Source organism: Clostridium thailandense (assembly GCF_019207025.1).
In the GTDB taxonomy this organism is placed as follows: Bacteria; Bacillota; Clostridia; order Clostridiales; family Clostridiaceae; genus Clostridium_AM; species Clostridium_AM thailandense.
The window spans coordinates 1-13117 of record NZ_JAEEGC010000013.1 but is presented as its reverse complement, the minus strand read 5'-3'; the positions used below and the strand labels follow the sequence as shown (position 1 = coordinate 13117).

At 35.1% G+C, this 13117-nt stretch carries 11 protein-coding genes; 2 read left to right on the top strand and 9 right to left on the bottom strand.

Features of this window, described 5'->3' with window-relative positions; all coding sequences use genetic code 11:
- Positions 1–42: 42 nt before the first annotated feature.
- Entirely contained in the window at positions 43–618 is a 576-nt protein-coding gene (locus I6U48_RS02985; RefSeq protein WP_218318919.1) for an IS630 family transposase, read from the bottom strand.
- Positions 581–1117: a helix-turn-helix domain-containing protein gene (locus tag I6U48_RS02980; protein WP_218318918.1), complete on the bottom strand. Its 537-nt coding sequence runs from the start codon at positions 1115–1117 to the stop codon at positions 581–583. The genes I6U48_RS02985 and I6U48_RS02980 overlap by 38 nt, the downstream gene beginning before the upstream one ends.
- A gap of 416 nt (positions 1118–1533) precedes the next feature.
- Between I6U48_RS02980 and I6U48_RS02975 the strand changes: the two genes are divergently transcribed.
- A complete protein-coding gene (locus tag I6U48_RS02975; protein ID WP_218318917.1) occupies positions 1534–1875 on the top strand; it encodes a hypothetical protein in 342 nt (113 codons plus the stop codon).
- Between the two features lie 128 nt (positions 1876–2003).
- Here I6U48_RS02975 and I6U48_RS02970 read toward each other — a convergent pair whose 3' ends face one another.
- The 4 genes from I6U48_RS02970 to I6U48_RS02955 all read right to left on the bottom strand — a co-directional run bounded on the left by I6U48_RS02970 (position 2004) and on the right by I6U48_RS02955 (position 7011).
- The gene (locus I6U48_RS02970) at positions 2004–4586 is read right to left on the bottom strand and encodes an ABC transporter permease (protein WP_218318916.1); all 2583 of its coding nucleotides are present in this window, start codon (positions 4584–4586) and stop codon (positions 2004–2006) included.
- Complete coding sequence (locus I6U48_RS02965; RefSeq protein WP_218318915.1) at positions 4583–5266, bottom strand: ABC transporter ATP-binding protein; 684 nt, start codon at positions 5264–5266, stop codon at positions 4583–4585. Before I6U48_RS02965 ends, I6U48_RS02970 begins: the two co-directional genes overlap by 4 nt.
- 82 nt (positions 5267–5348) lie before the next feature.
- Positions 5349–6338 carry a sensor histidine kinase gene (locus I6U48_RS02960; protein ID WP_218318914.1) on the bottom strand — a complete coding sequence of 330 codons (990 nt, stop codon included), beginning with the start codon at positions 6336–6338 and terminating at the stop codon, positions 5349–5351.
- A complete protein-coding gene (locus tag I6U48_RS02955; RefSeq protein ID WP_218318913.1) occupies positions 6325–7011 on the bottom strand; it encodes a response regulator transcription factor in 687 nt (228 codons plus the stop codon). Before I6U48_RS02955 ends, I6U48_RS02960 begins: the two co-directional genes overlap by 14 nt.
- A gap of 239 nt (positions 7012–7250) precedes the next feature.
- Between I6U48_RS02955 and I6U48_RS02950 the strand changes: the two genes are divergently transcribed.
- Positions 7251–8579, top strand: coding sequence for an IS701 family transposase (locus I6U48_RS02950; RefSeq protein ID WP_218318912.1), 1329 nt, complete (start codon positions 7251–7253; stop codon positions 8577–8579).
- A 94-nt stretch (positions 8580–8673) separates the two neighbouring features.
- Here I6U48_RS02950 and I6U48_RS02945 read toward each other — a convergent pair whose 3' ends face one another.
- The 3 genes from I6U48_RS02945 to I6U48_RS02935 all read right to left on the bottom strand — a co-directional run bounded on the left by I6U48_RS02945 (position 8674) and on the right by I6U48_RS02935 (position 12933).
- The gene (locus tag I6U48_RS02945; protein ID WP_218318911.1) at positions 8674–10134 is read right to left on the bottom strand and encodes a flotillin family protein; all 1461 of its coding nucleotides are present in this window, start codon (positions 10132–10134) and stop codon (positions 8674–8676) included.
- Between the two features lie 41 nt (positions 10135–10175).
- Positions 10176–10724 (bottom strand): NfeD family membrane protein, encoded by a 549-nt coding sequence (locus I6U48_RS02940; protein ID WP_218318910.1) that lies wholly within the window; start codon positions 10722–10724, stop codon positions 10176–10178.
- Between the two features lie 436 nt (positions 10725–11160).
- A complete protein-coding gene (locus tag I6U48_RS02935) occupies positions 11161–12933 on the bottom strand; it encodes an ABC-F family ATP-binding cassette domain-containing protein (protein ID WP_218318909.1) in 1773 nt (590 codons plus the stop codon).
- Positions 12934–13117: the final 184 nt, after the last annotated feature.

Below are 13117 nucleotides of genomic sequence, written 5' to 3'. Positions count from 1 at the left end.
GGTTGTGTTTATCTATATAGATAACCACGCTTAAAGCTTAACTTATCCATAGTAATTTCTGGCACATGTAACTGAACGTTCAATTGAAGTATTCTCATTAAGTTTGCCATATATATTACAAATATCATCAAAAAGTTCTTCAACAGATGCTCTTGCTCTATTAGTGAAGATAGCGTTTTTTAGCAAGTTCCATAAATTTTCTTGCGGATTAAGATTAGGTGAATAAGTAGGGAGATTCATTATAACTAAATTATCCTTATGTTCATCAGCATATTCTCTCATTTTAGAGCAAGTATGAGTCCCAGCATTATCCATTAGCATATAGACTTTCTTACCTTCATTTATTTGAAGTATATAGTCAAAAAAATTACGAACTTCAACATTAGTTATACTGTGACCAAATGGGTAAATGTCAGCAAAAGTTTCGAATGAGCCATGAATTTTGCTAGCGCCAATAATATTGACACCTGTATGAGGATTATTCTTTTCAAGTATAGGGGATATCCCTTTTGGACTCCAGTTTCTGCGGTTTTGGGATTCAAGCTGCACATAGGCTTCATCCATTGCATAGATAACAGAATCAGAAGAATCCTCTACAGTATCTAAAAGCACGCTCATTTTTTTTAAAGCCCTCTTGTTCTGATTTATCAGCTTTACTAGGCTTTGCTTGAGCTCTTTTAAATGTGTAATTTTCACTTATTAAGATACGTCTAATAGTTTCATCAGAGTATAATACGCCATATGTCTGATTAATATATTCAGCTAAAAGAGGCGATGTCCATCTATAACCTATAAGATTATAATCATTAGGTTTAGATTTGTTTAAAGTATTCATGAGATCATCGAGCATTTCAGCAGTAAAACTACTTTCAGAACCACCACGATTATCTTTAAGTGATTCTAACCCTCGTTTATTCCAATCTTTTATATATGAAACTATTGTAGGCTTAGATTTTTGAACATCAGAAATAATATACGCATTGCCTTTACCTTCGTATCTTAATATAACTGTAGTTAAAATACCACGTGCGAATGTGTCTGTTGTTTTATTTCTTAATGTTCTTAATTCTTCTATTGTATAACCATGAAGGCTAATTTCCATTGCTTTTCTACCCATAAAAATCACTCCCTATACTAACTTATATTTAGTATAGGGAAAGAAAATTTATTTATTCTGAATAAGTTAATCTTGGATTGTGGTTATCTATATAGATGTCCACGGCCGACACTTAACTTATCCTCTGGGATATATTGGTATTCTTCCGGCACAATAAATACTTTTGATAAGTCTAAAGCTCATATTTTTAAAAAAGCTAAGACTTGTGGTAAAAGTATTTATAGTGCTGAAGCTTGGAAACATATGCCGGAGTGTAAGTTAATTTTCGGCCGTGCAACCCTATAGAAATCGATAAATTTAATTGGTGAGTTTCTAAATTATCTGTTTTGGAATACATTCGTTAAATTATGGTCAAACTATATAGTGAAATAGGACAAAGTGAACTATGACAGTTATTAATTAGGGAGGCTTTTATCATGGCTAAAAGAGGTAGCAAGTATAAACTTCAAGATATTATACCATTACAAACTATCATAGATACTGTTAATTCTAGTACAAGTAATGTTCTTTTGGAAATCGGTAGAGCAGTTGCTTCAGGGGAATATGCAGTTAGATTTTATAATGATAGAGAACAACCCCGATTTTATAAAAATGAAGAACGGCTTCGATATACAGTACAAAAGGCAATCTTTATAAGTTCATTTAACCATTGGGGAGAAGTAATTGATATTCTTTGCAAAAACAATGAATTAGAACTAGATGAAGATCAATACAGTAGTCTTAATGAAAAATTATATGGTAGTATTTCTGGGAGATAGTTATTGACTCATATTTATATCCAATGAATTTGTTAGTTTTATCGACTTTCTAGGCGATTTCGCGAATTATTTAAACCTAATTACGCAGTCGTTTTTTGATTCTATATCAAGTTAACATTGGTTTCAAATTAAGTAATGTCATCTCGGAGCACGTCAATAATGTTTTCTTTTTTTATCTTGCTAGTGGCATACAGCATTGTAATGAACACCACAAAGAGTACACTGAACACGCTGATTCCGATGCTGCCCCATGGAAACACAAAATTGATATTTTCTGCCCCGCCGGCAACCATCCATTTGTAAATCAGCCAAGAAGATATTGACGCTATAGGAAGTCCGAAGAGCAACGCCCTCATGCCATAAAAGGCACACTCGAAATTCATCATCTTCTGGAAATCTCGTTCAGACATCCCTACAGAGCGGAGCATAGCAAGCTCCCGCCTGCGCAGTTTGATATTGGTGGAAATAGTGTTGAACACATTGGCAACCGCAATCAGCGAAATCATAATGATAAAAGTATAAGAGAACACGTTGGCAATGAATATATAATTGCGGTTCTCATCAAGCATTTTATAAGAATTGTACAGGGTATACTTGAATTTAATTTCCGCGCTCTTAAGCATCGTTTCCATTTCAGTTGCCGATTGTGTGGGATTTTTTGACCGAAAGGTCAAGCCTTTAATAGCCACATGGGAATCCGGGGTTTCAAATTTTCCTTTGAGCGAATAGGGAGCCATTACTTTAAAAAAGAACGGATTCTTCGATCCGGAATTTTCTAGGATCGGGAGTGTATCAGGCGGCACGGTATTGACAAACTTAATGCTTACCTTTTGTCCCTGTTCCATCTTCGGCTTGCCATTTGTTTCGGGAGCGATGGTAAAATTCATGGAAGAACTTTTGAACATATCAATAAACTTGTCAACTTCTTGATTGGCCTTCATGTTGTTTGTCATTTTAGCAACGGCGATAATTTTTGCGTTTTTTCCACTATATTCCTCTACGGGTAAGCTCAAGCCTTTGATAATATTCAGATAGGCGCTGTCATCAAGAAACTGGATTTCCATTGGCAGATTGACTGTTTTGTCCGATGAATGTGAACCTGCGTATTTCAAATAATAGTCTGAAAGATCACTTGTTTTAGCTGTGCATGAATACTTCATAAGCGCTTGATATGAGCTTTCGTAAATACCGTCAGCGGTTTTTAGTTTGTCGTAAAGCCGTAACATTTCGCTATCGTCCATGTCCTTTGTGGCAATACCGATATCATAGGTAGTAAAGACTACTGCTCGCCCTGACACCTGTTTCAAATCCGTTACAAAAGCACTGGTGGATATAAACAGCACTACACTTAAAACAAGTGATAGCACAATGCTTCGATAACGTTTCTTGTTTCTTTTAAAATTCTTTAGTGCAAGAGTTCCTTCTAAACCGTAAATACGCTGCATCAGTTTTGACGTTTTCACGGCTTTGGATTCAACTTTGACCTCGTTCGTCTGACGAATGCTTTCCATAACGGGAGTGTTTGCGGCCTTTCGAGCCGGGATATATGCTGAAATCAGAATTGTAACCATGCTAACCGCTGCTGCAACCACAATCACGGGAATGGATACAGTCAAGGTTAAAGGAACATTGCTGTACATAACGTTACTGAAATTTCTAGCGACAACGGAAATCACAAGCCTGATACTGCCTATGCCGACAATAATGCCAATAGGTATGCCTATGGCACCAATACAAAGTCCTTCAAACAGTACTGAATTTCGAAGCTGTCTCGCTGTGGCTCCCACCGATGAGAGAATTCCGAACTGATGCGTCCGTTCGTTCAGTGATATGTTGAAGGAATTATAAATCAGAAAAATCGAGCCTATCATTATCAAGACAACTAAAATGCCTCCAACCGAGTACAGAAGCGTGTTGATAATATTGTCCTCCGAAAGGCCCATGAAGCGCAACACATTATCGTTAAAGACGTAAGCTTTACTGGCTGCTGTGTTGCTTGCGTAGGCATGAACCTCACGTGGGTTTTTAAGCGTAACAAATATGCTGAAACTGTCAGCTTTGTCTTGAGTATCTGCTTTTGTTATCAAAGTATATCCTGGTGCAGAAGGCTCCTCGAAACCGGGTCTTTGGCATATACCGACAACCGTGTAAATTCTCTCAGCTTTTGGCACAAGAATTTCTTTCTGAGAAATGAAAGGAGTGTGCTGATCTAGAGTCTTATTACCATTCATACGGCTTCCCACAGAAAGTGAAAGCTTATCACCTACTGAAAACTCAACTCCACCGTTTGCTTCGACGCTCATTGAAACAAGAATCTCCCTGCTGTTTTCAGGAAGTCTGCCGGAAATAAGGTTGATGGGCAAAGTATTAAAAGCTTCTTTGCTGAAGCCCGCTATAAAAAGATACGGTTTTGCCGGGTTTTTACCATCCTTAAGTGGTGCGTAGCCGATATTTTCAAATGCCGCGGTGTTAGCAACTTTCTCGTCATGAATTCGTTCCTGTACGAAAGAAGAAGGGACGTTCAAAAACTCCACGTGCCAACCTCCATATTTCTGGGCTGCGCCGTTTGCAAGATAGTTCAGCAGAGAAACACCAAAGGTAGCCACTGCCGTAATCATGGCGGCGGACAGAACAACTCCAATAACCGTTACAATCGTTCGGGTACGGCTTTTTTTCATGCCTTGCAGGGTAACTTTGTTGAAAATATTCATGGTCTCACCCTCTCATCTCGTACTACTTTTCCATCTGATATGCCGATAATGCGGTCTGCTTGCAAGGCGATATTTTCATCATGTGTGACGATGATAAGGGTCTGATTATATTTTTTATTGCTTGCTTTCAGCAGTTTTATAATTTCATGTCCATTTCGGCTGTCCAAACTGCCCGTAGGTTCATCGGCGAGCATCACCGCCGGTGCGTTCATCAAAGCACGTCCTATGGAAACGCGCTGTTGTTGACCGCCGGAAAGCTGATTAGGTAAATGTGTTTTTCGATCTTTTAACCCAAGCAGTTCGAGCAAGTCATTCAGTCTCTCTTTGTTGACCTTGCGTTTGTCCATCAGGATAGGCAAGGTGATGTTTTCCACCACATTCAGCGTGGGAATGAGATTATGAAACTGGTAAATTAGTCCAACTTGACGTCTGCGGAAAATGGCCAGTTTTTCATTGTTTTGGGCATATACATCCTGTCCGTCTAAATACACTTTTCCGCTTGTGGGCATATCCACGCCTCCAATGATGTGAAGCAGTGTAGATTTTCCAGAGCCAGAGGAACCTATGATTGCTGTAAAATCTCCTTTTTCAATTGTAAGGGAAACATGGTCAAGAGCAGTGACTTGGTTTTCGCCCTTGCCGTAGACCTTACATAGATTTTCAACTTTTAAAAACTCCATTATGTGAGTCTCCTTTCTTATGTTCTACCCATATAATAGAACCTTCAACTTACATCTCTGTGACTTTCAAGTGAGAGATTAGTCACTTTGGGAAACGAAGATCAAATATCGCACCGCCCTGTAGATGGTTTTTGGCAGTAATCGTCCCTCCCTGTTCTGTTATAATCATTTTGCAGAGCGCTAATCCAATACCATATCCTGTAGCTTTTGAGTTTTTTCCGCGATAAAATCTGTCAAATAGACAGGGTAAATCTTCTTTTTCAAATCCTGTACCGCTGTCGTGGATGACAATCTCGGTAAATAGTGGGTTGTCTGTGCAAAAAATCTCAATCTTACCGTTATCACTTGTGCTTTCCAAGCAATTTTTGAGAATGTTTTGTATTGCTTCTGAAAGCCAACCTGAATCGCCTTGAATGATTATCCCTTTTGGTACATCTATTTGCAAAGTAATATTGTGTAGTTCCATTGAAATTAGAAACGGGCGAAGGGCGGTGCGTATCAAGCTGTTTACATCTATTTGCTTGCTTTGGAACATCACAATGCCGGCATCCAAGCGAGATAATTTCAATAGGGAAGTAATAAGCCAATCCATCTGTACAAGCAATTCCTCTGTTTCCCGCACAAATGCTTTCCGCTCATTCTCATTAGGATTATTTGCAAGTAATGAGAGAATGAGGTTTGCAGAGGTTAGAGGAGTTCGGAGTTGATGTGCTATGTCAGCCAGAGAATCGGCAAGATATTTTTTTTCTTTTTTTAGCCCGTCATTTTGCTCCCGAATACGCAGTGTCATTTTTGTTATCTCGCTTTGCAAAATGGAAAGTTCGCCTTCGTCCGATTCAGCAATATACAGATGGTCAGTGTTATGAAGCACAAGATCGATTTGCTCTGAAATTCGTTCAAGACTTTTGTATCGAGCTTTGGTAAAGGCGAGAAAAGCTGTGCCAAAGGCTGCAGCAGAAGCAATGGAAAGGATTCCTGCTAACCTATTTATTGCAAATCCTAGCATTACAGCGGCAGCAGCTATTAAGGAAAATAAAATGACAAACTGTCTAAACTCTCTATTCCGAAGCATACTCGCCCCCCAATCTATAACCTGTACCGCGAACGGTTAGAATTATTTGCGGATTTGTTTGGTCGTCTTCTATCTTCTCTCGCAAGCGTTTGATATACACGGTCAATGTATTGTCATTGACAAACTCGCCTGCCGCATCCCACAATTCGTCAAGTAGCCTGCTCCTCGTAATAATACTTTTAGGGCTTCCGATAAATACCAGCAACAAGCGATATTCTAATGCGGACAGAAAGACCTCGCGGCCATTTTTTTTCACAACGCCGCTTGCTGTATCGACATGGAGACCGCGAATTTCAAAATACGATCCCAAGCGTCCGTTTTTTCGCAAGGCGGTTCCAATTCTTGCAATTAATTCACGGGGACGAAAAGGCTTGGTGATATAGTCGTCTGCACCTATGTTCAGTCCGGTAACAACACTGGACTCATCGCTGGAAGCCGTAAGAAAGATGACAGGAATATTTTGGCTTTCTTTGATTTCCGTGCAAACTGTAAAACCATTACCGTCGGGTAAAGAAATATCTATAAGCGCCAAGTCAAATTTATTCACAGCAAGGGTATTTAGGGCATCACTTCGTGTAGAGGCATGGGTGACTATGAATCCCTCAGAGCGAAGCAAAAGCATAAGGTTTTTAGCAATTGCCTTATCGTCTTCAACTAAAAATATCCGTTTCATTTATTTTTACCATCCTTTACTTTACTGATTCTGTATCGTTCGTCAGTTGGTTTTTCAGCGTTAAATAATCCACGGAGACACCTTCATAGTATATTGTATTTCTTTTGACGGAAATATACAATATAGTACACCACTTTACAAGTAATTTAGAGTTACCAAAAAATACAACGTACCAAATACCTCATAATTATCAATACTAATCTTGACTAAACCTGCACTGATAGGAGGTATCTGGTACTATGATTAGTATTGACGAAAAATCAACAATTAAAACAATAGAAAATTATTTAAGCGAATATCGCTCCATCTTTAATAAGCGGAGCTTTCATATATTTATTTTACTTGTTACTGCTATACTCTCAACTCAAGAGGTTCGTTCTATAAAATTTTTATATGACAATTTTCTCAAAAAGTATTGGCATAAAGTTCTTAATAGCTTTTATTATTTTTTATCCTATACAAACTTCTCGATAGAGAGCTTAATGTTCGCAACAGTAAAGATAGCAATCTCACTTATTCCCGAAGAGCTTAAGTCTACTATAACTATCTTCTTAATTATAGATGACACCCTTCAAGCTAAATTTGGAAATAAATTTGATTGTTACGGCAAACTTTTTGACCACACAAAACATGATGGTACATCTTTCTTAAATGGACACTGTTTTGTATCATTGGTTATAAGTATCCCTATACTCTTTTGTGGTAAAATCAAATACCTTACATTGCCAGTTGGGTATAAGCTTTATGACAAAAGTGAAACTAAACTTAAAATAGCAGGTAAGATGATACAAAACATAATGCCATTACTATTAGATGTTCAAGTTATAGTTTTATGCGATAGTTGGTACACTAAAACACCTTTTTTAAACATGTTGAAATACTATAGCAATCTTTCTATCATAGGGGCAGTACGTTCTGATACAGTCATGTATGATTTATGTCCAGAACCTACTGGAAAAAGAGGACGCCCAAGAAAGAAAGGTTTAAAATTCAATATTAGAGATTTTGACTATACTAAAGAAAATGACTACTATATTGCAACAAAAAAGGTTTTAACAAATTTATTTAATGAACCTGTTATGGTAATAGTAACAACTACAGATGTAGAAAAATTCTCATCTGTAAGAGTTTATATTTGCTCGATAGAGCCATCAGATATACTATCTTTTAAGAATTATATTGTAGATGAATCTGACGCTGATAAACAAAAAACAAACCTTATTCCATTTTTTACATACAAATTCAGATGGAATATTGAAGTGTTTTTCTATCAACATAAGTTCTTTTGGTCTTTTGGTAACTATATGGTAAGAAATAAGAGAGCAATAGAAAACTATACCAACTTACTGGCTATCGCCTACAGTTTTGTAGTTGTATTGCCTTTTATTCATAAGTCTTTTTCTAAATACAAATTTCAAAGTCCTCAAGAAATTAAAAATGCTATCTCTTACCAAATATCAAAAGAATTAATATTAAGCACTTTCGTGCAAAAGATACAAAAGAGCAAAATTAATGAAGAAATTTTAGAGACAATTAATTCCTTAATCTATTTAGATGAAGTTAGTTAATTTTCTTGTAAAGTGGTGAATATAGTATTAAACTTAAAACAAATTACGCTAGAACTTTAATTTGTAAAACTAAAGTTCTAGCGTATAAACTATATTATACGGATTTATTTGATGAATTTTTATTTAAGAAATCCATAACTTTTACACCAGTAAGGGCCTCTACTGCATCAGGAAGCTGAGCCATAATGTCAGTGACATAACCTGTGACTTTTGAAGCACCTTTTCCTTCTCCTGAGCCACTATCAACAATAACTATTTTTTCAGTTTTAGAAAGTGGTTCAGAAATAGCTTTTGCGATTTCTGGTAATTTTTCTATAATCATTTGAGCCATAGCGGCATCATTATATAATTTAAATGCTTCTGCCTTTTTCATCATGGCTTCTGCCTCTGCTTTACCTTTTTCTCTAATTATATCTACTTCGGCCATACCTTGAAGTTTTAAGGCATCTGCTTTTGCTTTACCTTCTAATTCAATTGATCTTGCTCTTGCTTCTGCATCTGCAATTTCCTTATATCTAACAGCATCGGCTGTTTGCACCTGTTTATATTTATCTGCTTCAGCTTGTTTTTTAACGGTAGCTTCAAGCTCTCTCTCTTTTCTAATGGATTCTTTTTCAGCAAGTTCAATCTCTTTTTCCTTCTTAGCAATTTCTACTTGAACTGTAGCATCTGCAAGTTCTTTTTCCTTTAGCATCTTGGTAATTTGTACCTGCATCTGTGTTTCAGTAACTTCTTTTTTTACTTTATTAGATTCAATTTCATATGCAAGGTCTGATATAGCTTTTGCTTGTTCCTGCTCTTTTCTATAGGCCTGTACTTTTAATTCCTTTTGTTTTGTTGATTCAGCAATTTGAGTTTCTGATAAAATTCTAGCAGCTTCACCTTCTCTAATTGCATCAGAGGTTTTGATTTTTGTTTCTTTTGCTGCATCTGCTTCAGCAATTTGAGCATCTCTTTTAACTGCTGCAATTCTAGGTTTACCGAGAGCTTCTAAATAACCATTTCTATCTGAAATATCCTTAATAGTTAAAACCTTTAACTCAAGGCCCATTTGTGCAAGATCAATGGCTGCAACTTCTTGAACGTGAGATGCAAACATCTCTCTATCTTTGTATATTTCTTCTACTGTCATTTTTGAAACAATTTCTCTAAGCTTTCCTTCTAGAACATTTTTGGTTGTGTGTACAATAACTTGAAGGGTATGTTGCATTCCATTTGAGGTATTAAATTGCTCTGCGGCAGATAAAATTGAATTAGTATCTGACTTTACCTTTACTACAGCAACTCCATCTGCAGCAATGCCCACTCCTTGTCCAGTTAAAGCACCATCAATAACTATTTCAATTTCCATATTTTCCAGTGATATTTTATCAGTTCTCTCTAACATTGGTATTACAAATCCACCACCACCAGTGATAACTCTCTTTTTAAGACCAGTAACAACCAATGCTTTATCTTGAGGTACTCTTTTCCACATAGAAAAAATTCCAAATATTAAAAGTAGAATGACCCCAACAATGATTATAGGAACAATCATAATTGATGTGTTGAACATATCTATCGCCCCTTTTTCTTATATTTTTTTATTTAATAAGTTTACTCATTTAAAGGTTGAACATAAAATACATTATTTTTTATTTCGTATATAATTACATCTTCTCCTTGTAATACTGCTTTGCCGCTAATATGTTGTGCAGGTCCATTATATTTACTTCCGTTAACAGTATAGGATATAACGCCAAATCCATTTTCTAATATTGGAGATATAACTATAGCGTTAATTCCTATAAGCTTATCCTGAGAAACTGCACTTGTATTTTGTGCTTTAAATAAAGGAACTACAATAAATTTATATAGTATAAATGAAACCATAATTCCTAAGGCAACTGCTAGTATGAAGGTGAGAATTTTATTTACTTTGTAATAGTTGCCTAGAATTCCAACGCCGCCAAATATAGTGATAAATGAAACTATGGTTATGGGCTTTAGTGGGAAAACTGTAAATATAGAGCCTGAACTGTGGGTATCAACGTGTGTATCAATATGAAATCCAAGATTTACAATATCAAACAACCCCCCTAGTAAAAAGGTTACCAAGGTATATATAACTCCAATGAAAAAAACAATAGTATATACATATTCCATAAAAAGCCCCCCTTTACACACTATATACAGCGCCTTTGTATTATATTACTAAAATTAATGGATTATAAAAAGCTTTCTAGTCTATTTTAATTGATAAATGATATATATTTACTAAATGGCCATGTAGATTACATTAAAGCTATTACTTATGTGTGTTAAGTGTAATGTATAATGAGTTAATTTATAACTTGTTATACGTTATAACTTATTATACCATCTGTTGTAATTAAATCAAGTTGATAATGTGGTGTATTTAACAATTTATACAGTCAAGTAATTAAATATCAAAATTAGGCTACATTTCCTAATAAACGCTCACTAATGCTTTAATTTGCACAAAAAGTGACAGTCACCAAGAGATAGGATACTGTCACTTTAATTTATAAAATAATTTTTAACTTTTGATTAATCGAGGGTTTCAAGATTGTGGGTGGACCTAATTTGCAAATTCTCTAGATTTCTGAGATATTAGGAGTAGCTTAATCAGCTCTTCTAACTCTTCAGATAAAGCTTTTGCAAGGGTAAAATCAGAATTTTTTAAAGCCAATTCTATTTTTCTTTCAACTAATTTTTTCTTTTCTTCAATTTCTAAATAATTTTTATCAAAATGACCAGCATAAATCATCTTTCTAAATTTTCGCATGCTCATTTTTCTAACAGTCTTATTTTCAATAATTAAAACATAATCCATGCAGTTTACTATAGAATAAAAATCATGAGAAATCATTAAAATGGCACCTTTGTAGTCTTTTATAGCTTTTTCCAGTGCTATCTGTGAATAGGTGTCTAAATGACTGGTAGGCTCATCAAGCAGCAGCAGGTTTGCTTGACTAGCAGAAACTTTAGCCAGTTGAAGTATATTTTTTTCTCCACCAGATAAGGAACCTATCTTTTGATTAATAATTTCTTCTTCAAAATCATACCGTGAAATATATGCTTTAATCTCTTCATAAGTTTTAAAACCAGCAGCTAGGAACTCTTCAAATATGGTGTTAGACTCATTTATTGTGTTTCCTTGAAGTTGTGATAAATAAGCTACTTCAATATCTTCATTTATCTCAATAGCATCATGATTATTTTTAAAGATTTCTTGGATTAAAGTTGTTTTACCAGTACCATTTGAACCCACAAGGGCTACCTTATCAGTAGATTTAATCTCAAAGTTAACATTTTCTAGAAGAATATCGTCAAAGTGAGCATTGTAATCATTGACCTTTAAAGCAATGGTTTCTTCAATTTCATTATTTGTAACTAAAGTGATATTCGGTTGTTTAATATCTACAAAGGGAGCTTTAATTCTGCGCTTTTCTAATCTTTCTTGGATTTTAACTCTAGCATTTAGAGATTTACCTTTAGCAGATTCAGAATTCTCAGTTGCGATAACTCTTAGTTTATTTATTAAGATTTCGTTTCTCTTAATTTCTTCATCATCAGCAATGGCTAGTTCTTGTAATTCAATTTTGGTTTGAAGCAATGAGAAGTTATAATCAATATAGCTTCCATTAAACTCTTGAAGTTCCATATTTTCAAGGTGAAGAATCTTGTTAAAGCAATTATTTAATAGATATCTGTTATGCGTAATAATTAACATTATTCCTTTGTGTGAATTAATTAGATTTTTAAGAGCATTAAGATTTTCAAAGTCTAAAAATACATCTGGTTCGTCCATAATTATTAACTCAGGGCTATTTAGCATTTCCTTAATTACCTGAACAAGTTTGAATTCTCCACCACTAAGATCAGATATCATTAAATCCTTATACCTCATTAAGTTTGCAAGATTTAGCTTTTTATTAATGCTATTTTCGAAATCTGCTCCATTAATTGCATCAAATGCGTCTAAAGCCTGTTGGTACTTTTCAAGTAAATAATCAATGTCAGCCGATGTTTCCATCTCGCTGCAAATAGATGTTATTTCATTTTGTAGTTTAATAAATTTTTCTCCTATATATTGAAAAACTGTAGTATCTTCTATTTTGTCTAGCTCTGAGAATTGACTTACATACCCAATTCTACAATTTGGGTCTATCTCAAGCTTACCCTCGAACATATAGTTTTCTGGATCCAAAATTATATCTATCAAGGTACTTTTTCCGCTGCCATTTGTTCCTATAAAAGCACAATGGTCGCCATCTTCTAATGTAAAGGAAATGTTATTGTATAAATCCTTTTGCGGAAATGAGTAGGATAAGTTATCAACTTTTATCATATTATTACCTCTCTTTATCACTAAAAAAGAGCCTATAGAAATAAGCTCTTAAACATATTTTCTTATCAATTGCCATTTTACAATTGGTTTTTATATTCTGCTAAATTCGACATTGATAGCATAACATTTTTTTTGACTAAGTTCAATCTCTTATTTATAGACATCCACGGCCGACAGTTAACTT

Excerpts from the sequence above, each read along its gene's own strand:
- I6U48_RS02935 (WP_218318909.1), bottom strand. The coding sequence starts at position 12,933 with ATGATAAAAGTTGATAACTTATCCTACTCATTTCCGCAAAAGGATTTA.
- I6U48_RS02940 (WP_218318910.1), bottom strand. The coding sequence starts at position 10,724 with ATGGAATATGTATATACTATTGTTTTTTTCATTGGAGTTATATATACC.
- I6U48_RS02980 (WP_218318918.1), bottom strand. The coding sequence starts at position 1,117 with ATGGGTAGAAAAGCAATGGAAATTAGCCTTCATGGTTATACAATAGAA.
- I6U48_RS02970 (WP_218318916.1), bottom strand. The coding sequence starts at position 4,586 with ATGAATATTTTCAACAAAGTTACCCTGCAAGGCATGAAAAAAAGCCGT.
- I6U48_RS02955 (WP_218318913.1), bottom strand. The coding sequence starts at position 7,011 with ATGAAACGGATATTTTTAGTTGAAGACGATAAGGCAATTGCTAAAAAC.
- I6U48_RS02985 (WP_218318919.1), bottom strand. The coding sequence starts at position 618 with ATGAGCGTGCTTTTAGATACTGTAGAGGATTCTTCTGATTCTGTTATC.
- I6U48_RS02950 (WP_218318912.1), top strand. The coding sequence starts at position 7,251 with ATGATTAGTATTGACGAAAAATCAACAATTAAAACAATAGAAAATTAT.
- I6U48_RS02945 (WP_218318911.1), bottom strand. The coding sequence starts at position 10,134 with ATGTTCAACACATCAATTATGATTGTTCCTATAATCATTGTTGGGGTC.
- I6U48_RS02960 (WP_218318914.1), bottom strand. The coding sequence starts at position 6,338 with ATGCTTCGGAATAGAGAGTTTAGACAGTTTGTCATTTTATTTTCCTTA.
- I6U48_RS02975 (WP_218318917.1), top strand. The coding sequence starts at position 1,534 with ATGGCTAAAAGAGGTAGCAAGTATAAACTTCAAGATATTATACCATTA.
- I6U48_RS02965 (WP_218318915.1), bottom strand. The coding sequence starts at position 5,266 with ATGGAGTTTTTAAAAGTTGAAAATCTATGTAAGGTCTACGGCAAGGGC.